The sequence below is a fragment of the Butyricimonas sp. BSD2780061689_150309_C8 genome (assembly GCF_015560935.1).
GTDB lineage: Bacteria > Bacteroidota > Bacteroidia > Bacteroidales > Marinifilaceae > Butyricimonas > Butyricimonas paravirosa.
Genome location: NZ_JADMSV010000010.1, coordinates 77,973 through 93,480, shown reverse-complemented (window position 1 = coordinate 93,480; position 15,508 = coordinate 77,973). Strand labels below are relative to the sequence as shown.

11 protein-coding genes and 1 tRNA gene are annotated in these 15,508 nt (G+C 41.8%); 9 read left to right on the top strand and 3 right to left on the bottom strand.

Features of this window, described 5'->3' with window-relative positions; genetic code table 11:
- Nucleotides 1-57 precede the first annotated feature (57 nt).
- Together I2I33_RS09910 and I2I33_RS09905 are read right to left on the bottom strand one after the other, a co-directional pair.
- Nucleotides 58-1,683, bottom strand: coding sequence for an ATP-binding protein (locus I2I33_RS09910; RefSeq protein ID WP_087420142.1), 1,626 nt, complete (start codon nucleotides 1,681-1,683; stop codon nucleotides 58-60).
- Nucleotides 1,680-2,594, bottom strand: coding sequence for a helix-turn-helix domain-containing protein (locus I2I33_RS09905; RefSeq protein WP_087420143.1), 915 nt, complete (start codon nucleotides 2,592-2,594; stop codon nucleotides 1,680-1,682). Before I2I33_RS09905 ends, I2I33_RS09910 begins: the two co-directional genes overlap by 4 nt.
- A 276-nt stretch (nucleotides 2,595-2,870) precedes the next feature.
- Between I2I33_RS09905 and I2I33_RS09900 the strand changes: the two genes are divergently transcribed.
- From I2I33_RS09900 to I2I33_RS09890, 3 genes are all read left to right on the top strand, one after another.
- Complete coding sequence (locus tag I2I33_RS09900; protein WP_087420144.1) at nucleotides 2,871-3,854, top strand: DUF6340 family protein; 984 nt, start codon at nucleotides 2,871-2,873, stop codon at nucleotides 3,852-3,854.
- 13 nt (nucleotides 3,855-3,867) lie between these two features.
- Complete coding sequence (locus I2I33_RS09895; protein ID WP_087420145.1) at nucleotides 3,868-5,025, top strand: iron-containing alcohol dehydrogenase; 1,158 nt, start codon at nucleotides 3,868-3,870, stop codon at nucleotides 5,023-5,025.
- A 158-nt stretch (nucleotides 5,026-5,183) separates the two neighbouring features.
- Complete coding sequence (locus I2I33_RS09890) at nucleotides 5,184-8,369, top strand: UvrD-helicase domain-containing protein (protein ID WP_087420146.1); 3,186 nt, start codon at nucleotides 5,184-5,186, stop codon at nucleotides 8,367-8,369.
- Nucleotides 8,370-8,428: 59 nt separating this feature from the next.
- Here I2I33_RS09890 and I2I33_RS09885 read toward each other — a convergent pair whose 3' ends face one another.
- Nucleotides 8,429-9,817, bottom strand: coding sequence for a DUF5723 family protein (locus I2I33_RS09885; RefSeq protein ID WP_229128258.1), 1,389 nt, complete (start codon nucleotides 9,815-9,817; stop codon nucleotides 8,429-8,431).
- A 199-nt stretch (nucleotides 9,818-10,016) separates the two neighbouring features.
- Between I2I33_RS09885 and I2I33_RS09880 the strand changes: the two genes are divergently transcribed.
- From I2I33_RS09880 to I2I33_RS09855, 6 genes are all read left to right on the top strand, one after another.
- Nucleotides 10,017-10,089: transfer RNA gene (locus I2I33_RS09880), tRNA-Met, on the top strand.
- Between the two features lie 205 nt (nucleotides 10,090-10,294).
- A complete protein-coding gene (locus I2I33_RS09875; protein ID WP_087420147.1) occupies nucleotides 10,295-11,302 on the top strand; it encodes an LruC domain-containing protein in 1,008 nt (335 codons plus the stop codon).
- A gap of 181 nt (nucleotides 11,303-11,483) precedes the next feature.
- Entirely contained in the window at nucleotides 11,484-13,325 is a 1,842-nt protein-coding gene (rpsA, locus tag I2I33_RS09870) for a 30S ribosomal protein S1 (RefSeq protein ID WP_124318081.1), read from the top strand.
- A 3-nt stretch (nucleotides 13,326-13,328) separates the two neighbouring features.
- Complete coding sequence (locus I2I33_RS09865) at nucleotides 13,329-14,261, top strand: ribonuclease Z (RefSeq protein ID WP_087420148.1); 933 nt, start codon at nucleotides 13,329-13,331, stop codon at nucleotides 14,259-14,261.
- A 340-nt stretch (nucleotides 14,262-14,601) separates the two neighbouring features.
- Nucleotides 14,602-15,153, top strand: coding sequence for an RNA polymerase sigma factor (locus I2I33_RS09860; protein ID WP_087420149.1), 552 nt, complete (start codon nucleotides 14,602-14,604; stop codon nucleotides 15,151-15,153).
- 79 nt (nucleotides 15,154-15,232) lie between these two features.
- Complete coding sequence (locus I2I33_RS09855) at nucleotides 15,233-15,412, top strand: hypothetical protein (RefSeq protein WP_229128257.1); 180 nt, start codon at nucleotides 15,233-15,235, stop codon at nucleotides 15,410-15,412.
- Nucleotides 15,413-15,508 lie beyond the last annotated feature (96 nt).

Sequence of the window (15,508 nt, the reverse complement as noted above, 5' to 3'; positions counted from 1 at the left end):
TCCGCCTAAAAGTTTGGTTATAATTGTCGTAGATGGAGACGGTAGGGGTATTGAAATTCAATACCCCATTTTTTTTACCGGATGTTGAATTGTGAAACAGGAGCCTTCTCCAACTTTGGAGGTTACCGTGATTGTCCCTTTTAGATGCTCTATGATTGTATGGCTGATTGCTAAGCCTAGTCCTGTTCCTTGAACAAAATTGTCACCCTTGTAGAAACGTTCGAAAATACGGTTTATCTTATCTTCGTCAATTCCGGTACCTGTGTCTTTCACGAAAATGGAAACCTGATCGTTATTCTGCTTGTAACCGAGTGTGACTGTTCCTTTGGAGGTGAACTTGATAGCATTGTTGATCAAGTTGTTAATGACTTGTTTTAAGCGTAGGGGATCGGTCGTGATGATCGTGTCGGTTGCAGGAAGGTCCAGAAGTAATTCTACCTCTTGCGGGACGTTTATTTGTTGGGCTCGTAGGATATTTTGTAATAAAGGCGTAAGCGGTTGTTCTGTTATGTTGAAAACCATCGTGTTGGATTCTATTTTTGAGAGATCGAGTATGTCGGATATAAGTGCCAGTAGCTGTTCGCAATTCAAGTGGATCAGTGATAAAAATTCTTTGATTTCCTCTTTCTTGAAGGCCATATCTCCATCAACCAGTAAATTGGAAAAGCCGACAATGGCATTTAATGGTGTCCGAATTTCATGACTCATGTTGGCGAGGAATGCACTTTTAAGTTTATCGCTTTGTTGTGCTTTGTCTCGGGCTTTGGTTAATTCTTCTTCAATTTTTTTGTGTTCCTGTGTACTCATGCAGACGCCAACGAGCCGGAAAGGAATTTGTGTTCCTTGTCCGAGATAAGAAGATTGAGCCTCGAACCATTCCCATTTTCCGTCTCCCCGATGAAGACGGTAGCTCACAGGATCTTCGATAAAATTCCCTTGGGCTTGGAGTGTGAGGGCTTCGAGTACTCCGGCTATGTCATCGGGATGTACCAGTTGGGCAAATTGTTCGTTTGTCAGCGTACAATCCCCGGCCGGAATGTCAAGATGTTCGAAATAACGGGGATCAATAGTCATCAGATTACATTTCGTGTCATATGACCAGGGGAATATCTTCGTGCGACGTAAAGCCATGTTTAACACGTATTCTTGGGTAAGTTCCGTCACGACGTTGCGAAACGTGAATATGATACAATTTGAGCCTTTTTCTACGATAACATTTTTGAAATAACCTTTCGCTAGAAAAGAGGTCGTGTTGATGGTCCCGTAAATGAACGTGTCAGGTGGGAGCGTAACTTCCTGCTCGTCTTTTTGCAGGCGCCCTAAGAGTTCGTCCAGAATATTGATATTCTCATGGGAAATTGAAAATACTTCCCGAATGTTTTTATTCTTTATGTCTTGTTTCTGTACTCCTAGTTCGGCTGCGGCCTGATGATTTACTTGTTTGATACTTCCATTCGGGGCTAATAGTATAAATCCAGCCGGTACGGAATCAAGAAGTTCACGAGCGAACTTTTGTTGCGTGTCTAATTGCTTTTCCTTTACCAGTCTTTCGTGTTTCCGTTTTCGTGCTATCAAGTAGAAAACGAGGGAGAGAATGACGATAGCGGCCAATAGAATAATGTTTAATATTATACTGTATCGAATAGACGCATCGCCAGTGAATAAATTTATCTGGTCAATCATGATATTTTGCGTGTTGTGTTGTTTAATTGATTGTTCTTGTATTCCCGCGGAGACATCTTCATGATACGTTTAAAGAATTTCGTGAAGGTGGGTGGAGAGGAAAAATTCAGACTATAACCGATTTCTTGTATGGTTTTGGTACTTGAAACAAGTAGGGATTTTGCCAGCGTGATCACGTAATAGTCGATCCATTCCCCGGCAAATTTTCCACTTGCAACATGAATGACTGATGATAGGTATTTAGGAGTCAGGCATAATTTGTTCGCATAGAAAATAATGTCACGTTCTTTGAGGTGATATTCTTCAACGAGGGTGATGAAACGGTTGAATATGCTATCGGGGTGTGATAACTCGAAATTTTTATCTTGCATATGACGGTAAACGAAATTGTAGAGATCGTAAAATAAAGCATGTGCTAGTTTATGTACGGCTAGTTCAGAAAAATGAGGATTCAGTTTATCTGTTTTCCTAGATAGCAATGAATAATATGATTCCAATAGTTTAATTTCATCCTCATTGAGTCCGACTACCGGATGATATTGCATTTTGAACCGCAAGGGAATCATTTCTTGACATTTCTCTTTAAAATAGTCTGGCGAAATGAAAATAATCCTCGCTTCGTAATCCGGTGTTGTATGAATCGGTTTGATGACTTGTTTGGGTAGCACGACAATCAAGTGATTCTTTTTAATACGATAGTTTTGGGTGTTGATCATGATTTCTGTTTCTCCCCGGGTGCAAAGCGAGAAAGAACAGGTTTCTGTCACGATGATCCCCTGTTTCTTGATTTCTTCTCCAATGAATGCTTTTTCATTGGTCACGTGGTTATAAATGATTAGACTTTCCGAGGTATAATCCGGGGATACCCGCCGGGCGAGTTCCTTGATGTTGATAGTCGTGGATTCTTTCATTTTTCCATCTAAATAGTTAGGCAAAGGAATGAATAATCTACTATATATCCAACGGTATTCCGACGTTTAGTTTATTTATACCGTCCTAAAGGAAACTAATAATTTATTGACGATTCATACGCTTTATCCGGGAAGTTCTTTTTTCTCGATGACCGTTTGGTTATTTCCCGGAATATTTCTACTTTTAAAACATCATATTTGAATGGTTGCCGAAAAGTCAGGCCGTGATTGTGGCTCACTTTTTGTAAACTCAAAATAAAACAAACAAGTAATTTCATGGAAAGGCGTGTAAAATATAAGATGAAAGCCGGGCTAAAAATAGTCGGGGCGTTCTTGACTGTGGGCTTATTAGCCTCATGTAGTAGTTACAAAGTGCTGAATATAGACGTGTTGCATCCGGGAGAGCTGAATATCGGAAACAAGAATGCACAAATTTTGTTTATCGACCGGAAATTGGTGCATGAGTCGGATTCTCTCTCCGCGTACCAGTTGTATGCTAGTTTGCGGTTACGGCGGGACGAGGTTGTCAATCATTTCTATAATGGGGTGCGTGACGGGTTACGTAACGGGGTACAACCTATTTTACTGGTTAAAGGGTTGGGATTGAACACGGGATATATTCCGGATGGGTATACTCCTGCACCGATTTCCCCGGCAGGTATTGCCGCATTGGAAAAGATATCCGGACAAACATACGTTCTCTCGGTGGAATATTGTAAGTTCGGGTTGGATGGTGCGAGTCGGTTGATGCTTGATACCAATCTTTTCGTGCGTTTATATGACCCGGATGGTGTTGTGGTGGATTCCGCAACTACTCATAAATTGGACGATGTGGACGAGACGCTGTTCGAGGGAAATAATTATGATATAATATGTAATTTTTTCTACAATAACGGGGTGAAGTACGCGGAACGTTTGACGCCGACATGGAAACCCGAACAACGTAGGATTTACACGAATAACCGTCTGTTGAATCTCGGTTACTATCATTTTGAGAACGAGAATGATGAAGAGGCTCAGCGGATATGGAATGCGGCCTTGAACCTGAAGCCCAGAGTAGCGGCTCGTGCCGCGGTGAACTTGGCATGGTTCTATGAAAAAGATGGTAACTTTTCGTCAGCGAAAGCTTTATTGGAGGCGGCTTTGAAAACATTACAAGCAAATAACATCAATGACAATTTGTCCGTATATATTACGGATTACATAAAGCGTTTAGAGAAACGTATCAAGGATGAAACCAAAATTATGGAACAGTTATAAACGATTTTAAAGCATGAGAAATTTCGATTATTACAATCCCGTGAAAATTCTTTTCGGGAAAGGAAAAATTGCCGAGATCGCAAAATGGATTCCGAAAGGGATGAAAGTTATGATGACCTACGGTGGTGGAAGCATCAAGAAAAACGGTGTCTACGAACAGGTGATGGATGCGTTGCAAGGGTTTGATATTGTAGAGTTCGGGGGTATCGAGCCGAACCCGAAATACGAGACTTTGATGCGGGCCGTGGAATTGGCAAAACAGGAAAACGTGGGGTTTCTTCTAGCTGTAGGAGGAGGTTCCGTGATTGACGGGACGAAATTTATTGCTGCCGCAACTTGTTTCGAGGGGAATGAACCTTGGGACATCGTGGCAAAAGGCGCACGGGTGAACGCGGCACTTCCGTTGGGAGCTGTACTGACCCTTCCGGCTACAGGATCGGAAATGAATAGTGGCGGTGTGATCACTCGCCAGTCCACTTTGGAAAAACTGGCGTTCAATTCTCGCCACGTGTTCCCGAAATTCTCTGTACTGGACCCGATGGTGACTTATTCATTGCCCATGAAACAAGTGGCTAACGGGGTGGTTGACACTTTCGTGCATGTCATGGAACAATATTATACTTTCCCGGAACAAGCTGAGATTCAAGATCGTTTCTCTGAATCAATCTTGAAGACTTTGATTGAGTTGGGACCGAAGTTGATTCATGCCGAGAAACCGAATTATGAAGATCGGGCCAACTTCATGTGGGCAGCCACGATGGGGTTGAACGGTTTGATTGCCTGCGGGGTATCGCAAGACTGGTCAACTCACCATATCGGTCATGAATTGACCGCTTTCAACGGGTTGGATCATGGGATCACGCTGGCGATTGTTTTACCGGGAGTGATGAATGCCACGAAAATTAAACGTCGTGAAAAATTGTTGCAATATGCCGCACGTGTGTGGAATATTGACACAGATCAGCCCGATGCTGCCGATCAAGCGATTGCCCGTACGGAACAATTTTTCAATGAATTGGGCGTGAAGACCCGCCTGTCTGATTATGGCGTGGGTATCGACACGATCGACCGTATTGAAAAGCGTTTCCGTGAACGGGGGGATTTTGCTCTAGGTGGTATCGATGATGTGAACGTGGATAATGTGAGAGCGATATTAACTTCAAGACTTTAATAATTGAAAATGGAGAATTGAAAATTGAAAATGGCAAAAGTGTCTTTTTTCAAATTCAATTCTCCATTTTATTTTGTTTACAGAAATTGAAAATCGACTTTTAGTTCTGGATTAATCCCTCTAATTTTCAATTTTCAATTTTCAATTTTCAATTGCCTATGTTGCGTGTATATCGGGCCTCAGCCGGTGCGGGGAAGACGTTTGCTTTAACGATGGAATATTTCAAGATCGTTTTCAATGTTTCTTCTGAGTATAAAAATGTGCTTGCGGTGACCTTTACCAATAAGGCCACGGAAGAAATGAAATCCCGTATCGTGCGGGAATTGAACAAGCTGGCGGAAGGTCAGAAGAGTGATTACCGGGAGGAACTTAAACGGACGCTGAAATTGACAGACGATCAGGTAAGGGAACGGGCCGGAGTGTTACGTACTTTGATTCTGCACGATTACGGGCGGTTATCCGTGACGACAATTGATCGTTTTTTTCAACGGGTAATCAAAGCGTTTACCCGTGAACTGGGGATATTTCCCGGTTATAATGTCGAGTTGGATAGTGACTACGTATTACAGCGAGCCGTGGATCAAGTGATGCAACGCATGAATAAGGATAAGGAGCTAAGGGCGTGGATTACCGAGTTGATGAGTGATAGCGTGGAGGATGCCAAATCGTGGAGCGTGAAGAGTAAGATCGCGGAGCTGGGGAAGGAGTTGTTTGGAGAGAGTTATATGCTCTTCGACAAGGATGTGAGGGACAAGTTTAACGATCGAGGATTCCTGAAAGGTTATAAGATGTTCTTGCAAGGTGTGATCTCCCGTTTCGAGGATCGCATGGAGATGTTCGGTCTGTCTGCTTGCCGGAATATCGAGGAGAATGGATTGCACGCGGAAGATTTTAAAGGAGGGAAACGAAGTTTTATAAATTATTTTTACAAATTGCGGGATAAGAGTCTGGATAAGATTCCCGATTCTGCCCGAAAAGCAATAGATAATCCGGATGAATGGGTGACCAAAAAGCATGATCCGTCGATCCGGACATTGATTGAGCATATCTACCCGGAACTGAATACGAACTTGCGGGAAAGTGTCGAGTATTATGACGAGAATTTTCGGGATTACGTGTCTGCGGTTTTGCTCTCGAAGAATCTTTACCAATTGGGGATTCTGAATGACTTGTACGGGGAGGTGAGAGATTATTGTGACGAAAAAGGGCTCATGTTACTGAGTGACACCACCCGTTTACTTAATATGCTGATTGCCGGGAATGATACTTCTTTCCTGTTCGAGAAAACAGGGAATTTCTACAAGCATATCATGATTGACGAGTTTCAAGACACCTCGACCATGCAATGGGGGAACTTCCTGCCACTTGTTGTGAACACGCTTTCCGAGGGAGGAAGGGCTATGATCGTGGGGGACGTGAAACAAAGCATCTATCGATGGCGTAACGGGGACTGGCGTTTGTTGGCGGAAGGGGTAGAGCGTGATTTGGCTACTTTCGGTACAGATAACGTGATTCTAGAGCATAATTGGCGGAGTTACAAGGAGGTCGTGGAATTCAATAATCGGTTCTTTATCCTGGCTGCACGGCAATTAAAGGAGTTGTATGACAATGAATGTGGAGAAGAGAGTGTTTATTCCCGTTCGATCACAGAAGCCTATTCCCGGCCGGAGCAACTTGTGAGCCGTTCAGGAAGTGGGTACGTGGAGATCCGTTTCTGTGGGGAAAAACAAGAAGAGGGGAGTGATGCGGAGATCATGAACTCTGTCGTGGATGTTGTCAATGATACGATGTACCGGGGTGGAGAGCTGAAAGACTGTGTGATTCTTGTGCGTAACGGTAAGGAAGGTGCTTTCGTGGCTGATTACTTGATAGAATATAACAAGCGGGAGAATATTCCTTTTCCGATACCTTTTATATCTAATGATTCGCTATACGTTTCCTCGTCGCCTTACGTGGAATTAATTGTTAACGTGCTACGTTACATGGTGGAACCGTATGATGCGGTGAATCGAACGGTGTTGCTTTATAATTACCGAACTTTTGTCAGGGGTGAAGATACTTCACGGGAAGATGTTCTTTTCAAAGCCGGTAGTACGGACGAGAGTTTTCTTGACACGATCGACTTGCCGTTTTTACGGGAGCCGGAGAAACTGACATTTAGTTCCTTGTTCGAGATCACGGAGACGATTATCGAGGCTTTCGGTTTACGGGCTAGGATGGAAGAATTGCCTTACTTGATCGCTTTCCAAGATATTCTCTTTGATTACGAGAAAAACAACACGAACAGTGTTCCTATTTTCCTTGAATGGTGGGAGAAGGAAAAGGATAAAAAAGTGTTATCTACTTCGGAAGAAGTGGATGCCGTGCGAATTCTTACGATACATAAATCCAAAGGGTTGGAATTTAAAACGGTTATTATTCCTTTCTGTGCCTGGGATCTTGATGATACCCGTCACGGGCGCCGGATATGGTGTCAGAATCGAGAGGAGGGGTTTAGGGATTTGGAGTATGCACCATTGAACTATTCCTCTAAACTGGCAGATAGTCATTTCCGGGAGGATTACCTCAGTGAGCACGTGAAGGCTTATGTCGACAACTTGAATCTGCTTTACGTGGCGTTCACGCGGGCGGAACGGGAGTTGTATGTTCTGCCTTACGCACCCAAGATAACGAAAGAAGGGAAACCGTCAGATATTGGTGCTTTTTTCTTTCAAGTTTTGGAGGCAAGCGGGATACCGGAATGGAATTCCGAGAATTCGAGCTTGATCATCGGGGAGAAACAGTTGATAGACGGTAAGGAAAAAATAGAAGACGATCATACATTAAGTCTGGCGGAATATCCGATTTATGAATTGAACGAGCGGGTGAGTGTCCGGTATAAATATGAAGATTACACGGACCCGGAGACAATAGAGATTTCTGCCGTTGACGAGGGGAAGATGTTACATGAGATATTCCGCCGTATCGAGACGGTGGATGATGTAGATCGGGCGGTAAATGATATGTATCATTCCGGTTTACTTACCTTGGTGGAAAGGGAGAATTACCGGGAGCAGGTGGTGTCTTATTTGAATAACCCAGTCCATTCGGCATGGTTTGATGGTCGATATAAGATTATTAATGAACGGGATATACTTTTCTGTAACTCGGGAAAAGCTCGTCCGGACCGGGTTATGGTTGATGGAAAAAAAGCCATTGTTGTGGATTATAAATTCGGTCAGAAAGAAGAGAAATCGTATATCCGGCAGGTTGGTTTTTATTGTAAAACATTACGACAGATGGGCTATACCGATGTGGCAGGTTATATTTGGTATGTTCCCTTGGGAAAAGTAGTGTCTGTGTGAGGACATAAAAAATGGGAAGTTTGCATTTGAAACTTCCCATTTTTATATCCGGAGATTTATTATCTACGATAGTCTAATCTTTTTTTGCCAAGAGGAACACTAACACCTAAGTAGGCATTTACCCGGTTGGCGTCACCTGCTGATTTGGTCATCAAATAGTCTGAACCGATGAAAACAGGGCCTAATTTCAAGCCTATTCCCAGCGTTTCAAAGTCACTATGTAAGAAAGAGTAACTTAATGTTGCCCCGAACCAGTTTCTCGGACGGTAGTTTGCTGAAAGTGTCAATTCGGAGTAAGCTTTAGGCTGGGTGAATTGAGTAGAGGACAACAGACCGAATCCGAGCTTGTTATTCAAAAGGGTATATTCTGCTCCGAGGTTCAAGGTTGAACGAAGACTGGTACTCCGGCTTTTGGTTTTCTCTTCCGTTTGGAATTGGATCAAGTCGAAGTCGAACACGTCTCCAGCCTCGTAATTTTCAAGATGTTCTGGGTCTATATTCACGAAATCACCGTAATCGTGTTCACTGTCAGTCGTGGCAATCGTGGTGGATGATTTTGACCAGCTAATGAATCCCAAGTCGAGAATGGCAGCTGATACATTAATACAACCAAGAAAATTATAACTTGCCCCTAAGTCGATGCCGAATCCATAACCGGATACACCGGGCGAATCGAAATCAATATCATCAATATATCCACCATCTGAACTATACCCAAATTCTAATCCTTTCATGGAAGTTTCCAAACGTCCTTTGGTTTTTACTTTCCACGATTGATAGCTTGAAATATCGCTGGTATTTACATTTGCGTAGATTTGGTCAATTTTAGCGTCTAGATTACCTAGTCCAACCAAAACTTTCACACGTCCCCCGACAGTCAAATCCTTTGTTACCGGACGTGAATATCCCAATCCTATTTCAGTGAAAATATCTGCGTGGAGTTCCATATCCCGAATGTCGTATTGTGTGTTAAGTTCTTCGAATGAATCCGGATCAATATTAGCGTAACGGGCAAATTCGAACATCTTCTTCGGGATGGAGGCACTAATGATGGACCGGGCACCCAAATTTACGGTCCAGAATCCTTTCCCGCTGTAAAAACCGAAAGAAATAATGTCCACCGTCAAGTCGATATTCATCGTGTTCTTGTTGTCCAGACGACTGATGAATTTGTCGCTATTCAAAAAGTCATTCTCGTTTTCGATAATGTCGATAAAATCATCGATACTCAATTTGTTGGAAGAAGCAGATAATCCGATGGCACCGATAGCCGGGATATTAAAATATCCTCTGGCGGGTTGCAAGGCAGGGTTCATTTTAAGTCTGGCCGGAACGTTGTCCATGAAATAAGAAGTTCTAAGTCCTTGTGCAAGCCCCTCAGAAATTCCCATAATAGACAAAAGTATAGCCACACAGCTAACTTTCAAAAAGGTAAAACTTTTTTTCATAAATAGTGTCGTTTATAAATCTGATTTGATATTTATTACGACACAAAATTGTCATTTTATTTTAGAATAGACAAGGATTATTATTAATTATTTGTTTCATTTTAATGTAGTGAAAGCATAATTTATCATCTGATATTTGGAAATGTAAAATAGATACTCTATCTTTGCACTCGCAAAACGAAAGAAGTTCTGCTTATATTGCGGGATGGAGCAGTTGGTAGCTCGTTGGGCTCATAACCCAAAGGTCGTCTGTTCGAGTCAGGCTCCCGCTACAAAATGAGGATCGATGAAAGTCGATCCTTTCTTTTTTTATTCAGCATATGAAACTAACACGTTTTTCACGTGAGACAATAGATAGAGAATGAATAGTTGTTGTATTTGCTATATAGTTGTATTTTGGAATGTATAAAATACGCTATTTTCTTTGTTGTGTGGATGAATAGTCATACCTTTGTAAAAATAAATAATTCTTTATGTATGAAAAAGGTGGTGTATATTTTGAGTTGTATTTCACTGTTTTTATCATGTAGAGGTAAAGACGTGTATAAAGCTCCGGAGGCAGATCTGAATCTGTTGAAACCATACGAGGATATGGAGGTCATCGTTCCGGAGGGGTATGCCTCGATTGTCAAGTTATATGATGATACCTTGGCAATTTGTACTTATTCAACAACAATTTCGATCCCTACTTTCTGGGCGTCTAAATTGGGTCGGGCATCTGAAAATAGTCCGATCACGATTGAAAATGTAGAGAATGAGAATAATTATTATCAAGGTGTGTTAAATACTTGGCAGGTCGTGGCTTTTGAGGATAGTCGGGAAGGAGATTATGACTATAATGATTTGATCATACACGTGAACTGGAGTATTCGGGAAAATAATTACACGATATCCGTTCAGCCAGTTGCTTTAGGATCTTCCAAGAAAATTAAGCTGGGATTCGAGAAAATGGATGGTAATATTTCGAGTGTGAACGAGGTAATCGTGGCCGAAGATTGTCGGAAAGAATTGTTTGAGGGGAGAGAGGGATTTATCAATACTTTTTCCGGCAAAGAAAAGGTGATTATTAATAATGGTAAATATAAATACCAGAAAGAGTTGGCGAAACAGAGTAATGATCTTAGATGTGCCGTGAATTGGTTCATTGAAGTAGATGGCGGGACAAGATTATATGCTATTACGAATAACCCGATATGTCTTAATCAAGAAGGAAGACCTTATGGATTGATATTCACTAGAATCTATGATGAGTATACCTATTGTAACGAGAAAGGGGAGCGTTGTGGAGTTGACTGGTTTCTATATCCCCAAGAGCTTGTGAATATATCTGATATTTATGATTTCGACGGCTATATGAAAACAGGAGATATTTCTATTTTCCGAACTCCCAAAGAAGGTTTTTATGACGCCATAGGGAAAGGTGAACCGATGGGAAAAGAGGGACTGATATATTGTCCGAATTCGTTGTATAACGTGAAACTATAATAGTAGGTTAGAACGGGGAGTTTTCCCCGTTTTTTTATTCCTTTTCTCGTTATTTTTCAGTGCATTTTGTTTGGTGGGTTGATATTTATTTGTACTTTTGCGCCCGTGTTATAAAAACATAATGTCTAATTTATTAGGAGATAAGCATTTATTATTTATTATGGCAGAAGAACAAAAAGAAATGCAAGTAGAACTTGCACAAGAAGAAACCAAGAAAGTTGCTCCCGTGGCAACAACAAGCGCTGAGGCTGACGAGAATTTTGACTGGGAAGCTTATGCAAATGATGATGTAATCCCCGCATCTGAAAAAGAAGAATTGGCTAACAGATACGCCGAGACTCTTTCATCTGTAGTAGAGAAAGAAGTTGTTGAAGGTACTGTTATCTCAATGAACAAGAGAGAAGTCGTTGTAAACATCGGTTACAAGTCAGACGGTATCATTTCATTGAACGAATTCCGTTACGATCCGGAATTAAAAGTGGGAGATAAAGTAGAAGTTTACGTTGAGACTCAAGAAGACAAGAAAGGTCAGTTGACTCTTTCTCACAAAAAAGCAAGAGCTTTACGTAGCTGGGATCGTGTTAATGCGGCGTTGGAGAACGACGAAATTATCAAGGGTTACGTTAAATGTCGCACGAAGGGTGGTATGATCGTTGATGTATTCGGTATCGAGGCATTCTTACCGGGTTCTCAAATCGATGTTAAGCCGATTCGTGATTATGATATCTATGTTGGCAAGACCATGGAATTCAAAGTGGTTAAGATCAACCAAGAATTCAAAAACGTTGTTGTATCTCACAAAGCTCTTATCGAGGCTGAATTGGAACAACAGAAGAAAGATATCATCTCTAAATTGGAAAAAGGACAGGTACTTGAAGGTACTGTTAAAAATATCACCTCTTACGGAGTATTCATTGACTTGGGTGGCGTAGACGGATTGATTCACATCACTGACCTTTCTTGGGGTCGCGTAAATCACCCGAACGAAATCGTTGAGTTGGATCAGAAGTTGAACGTTGTTATTCTTGACTTCGATGACGAGAAAAAACGTATCGCTCTTGGTTTGAAACAATTGACTCCGCACCCGTGGGATGCTTTGAGCGCAGACTTGAAAGTGGGTGACCGCGTGAAAGGTAAAGTAGTAGTTATGGCTGATTACGGTGCTTTCGTTGAGATCGCTCCGGGTGTAGAAGGCTTGATCCACGTATCTGAAATGTCATGGTCTCAACACTTGCGTTCAGCTCAGGACTTCATGAAAGTGGGAGACGAAGTAGAGGCTGTTGTTCTTACCTTGGATCGTGATGAAAGAAAGATGTCTTTGGGTATCAAGCAATTGAAAAACGACCCGTGGCAAAATATCGAAGAGAAATATGCTGTTGGCACGAAACACAAAGCTATCGTGCGTAACTTCACGAACTTCGGTGTATTCGTGGAGATCGAAGAAGGAGTTGACGGATTGATCCACATCTCTGATTTGTCTTGGACGAAGAAAGTAAAACATCCGGCAGAATTCACTCAAATTGGTGCTGAGATCGATGTTGTAGTTCTTGAAATCGACAAGGACAACAGAAGATTGAGCTTAGGTCACAAACAATTGGAAGAGAATCCGTGGGATGTATTCGAAACGATCTTCACTGTTGATTCTATCCACGAAGGAACGATCACTGAAATCTTCGACAAGGGTGCTGTTATCGCATTACCTTACGGTGTAGAAGGATTTGCTACTCCTCGCCATTTGGTAAAAGAAGACGGAACTCAGGCTAAGGTTGACGAGAAATTACCGTTCAAGGTGATCGAGTTCAACAAGGGTGCCAAGAGAATCATTCTTTCTCACTCTCGTATTTTCGAAGACGAGCAAAAGGCTGTTGATAATGCCAAGAAGAAAGATGAGGCTAGCGCTACTAAAAAAGCAGTGAAGAAAGTGAAAGAAAAATTGGAAAAAACAACGTTAGGTGACATCACCGAGTTGGCTGCTTTGAAAGACCAAATGGAAGCTAAAGAAGAGGAAGAAAAGAACAATTAATTTGTGAAATTCGAATTGACTATATTAGGGTGCGGTTCTGCCGTACCCACGCTTCAAAGAAATGCTGCCGCTCAGGTACTCAATGTACTTGAGCGGTACTTTCTTATTGACTGTGGCGAGGGTACTCAACAACAGTTGAGACGCTTTAAAGTGCCATACAATAAGATCAATCATATTTTTATTTCCCATTTACACGGGGATCATTTTTTCGGACTAATTGGTCTATTATCCAGTTTTTCATTACAGAACCGTCGGGCTGAATTACATATCTATTCAGACAAGCGTTTGGAAGAGATCATCGAGTTCCAGCTGAAAGTGATGAACTCTCGGCTGAATTACCCATTGATATTTCATTACCTAGACCGTGAACCTGGTTTAATATACGAGGACCGTATGATGACGGTTCATGCTTTCCCACTAAAACACCGTTACGAGGCTCCTGTTACGGGATTTCTATTTGCCGAGAAAGAGAAGGAGAGAAATATTAAGCGGGAGATGACTGATGCTTTCCGTGTTCCGGTGGCTTTTATGCACCGTTTGAAGAAGGGAGAGGATTTTATCACGCCTGAGGGGGAAGTGATTGCGAATAGTCGTTTAACAACGGCTCCGCCAGCTCCTCGTTCTTATGCTTACATGACGGACACGCTTTTCCGAGAATCTTTTGCCGAATACGTACAAGGTGTTGATTTACTCTATCACGAATCAACTTACGGGAACGAGTTTGAAGGATTGGCCAAAGAAACTTTTCACAGTACTGCAGGACAAGCAGCGCGAATGGCAATGCTTGCCGAAGCAAAACACCTTCTGCTGGGACATTTTTCGTCCCGTTATCCCGATCCGACCCCTTTACTGGAACAAGCACGGGAGATTTTTCCAAATACGGATTTGTGTTATGATGGGGCGGTATTCGAATTACCTGCGGTGAAACGGGGGTAATGTTGTCATGACTTACCTAGCTTTTGGGCTAAGGCTTGTCTAGTCTTTAGTATGATTCCTTTTACATTTAATTGATAGTTCATTTAGACCACGGAGCATTCATCCTGTATTCATGTTGCATTTATCCTCGATAAAATAGATATTTGAGACGATTTTGTTTGGATTCGGGGTAAGGGGTGAAGTATATTTGTTATAGGGTGAGATATGCTTGAGTGATGGGAGACTAGGGCGTAGGGCTAGTTTAATATGGGGGGAAGTAAAGCCGTGAGGTTATTATTTATGTTTGATTTTTAATCTTATTTCGTATATTTGCTTTTTGGGTGATGAAAATTTAGATGAAATGATAGATGAGGAGTTGATTTTATCCGGGGTAAATCGCAAGAACGAAAAGGCTTGGGCAAGTCTTTACGATCATTATTATGCGGCATTGTGTGCATACGTGAATCGGATATTGAAAGGCTCCGAGAGTACTGAGGATTTGGTGCAGGAGGTTTTTATTGCCATCTGGAGGTCTGACAAAAGATTTGCTTCCATGCAAGATTTGACTCGTTACCTGTATCGGGCTTGCTATAATAATGCGTTGGTGTTTGTGCGGAATAACCAGATTCATGATACGATATTGAACTCAATAGGAGCAGAAAGTGATTTTACGGCTGATGATGTGTATGCTCAAACGGTTCGGGAGGAAGTAACCCGGCAGTTGTACGTGTATATTGAAGCGTTACCTTCGGAACAGAAGAAGGTTATTCTAATGAGTATTGAAGGGTATTCATGGGATGAAATTGCAGAAAAATTGGGGATAAGTGTAAATACAGTCAAGACTCATAAAAGTCGAGGATTCAAATCTTTACGTTCAAAACTGCAAGATTCCGTGTGTTTATTTTTAATTTAATTGAAAAAAAGAGTCTTTTCGTGTCATCTGAAATCGGGAGTTGTGTATTATGAGTATACAATGTGGAAGATAACAGATGATGAAAAAGAAAAACATATATGATGATGCGTCTTTGATCAAAAAGTCGTTGATAAAAGATTTAAGTGATAAGGAGCAAAAGGAATTGGATCAATTGCTGGATGACCAATCCTTACAAGATGTATACAAGGAGTTGAGTGATCGTGGTTATTTGAAAAAGCAATTTATGGAATACGAGTAGGCTAAGCACCCAGCGCCTTGTCATATTTCTATGATAGGTTTCCGAGTACTCGCCTCCGAACCGGACTTACAAGTCTCCCTGTATCCGGCTCTCCAC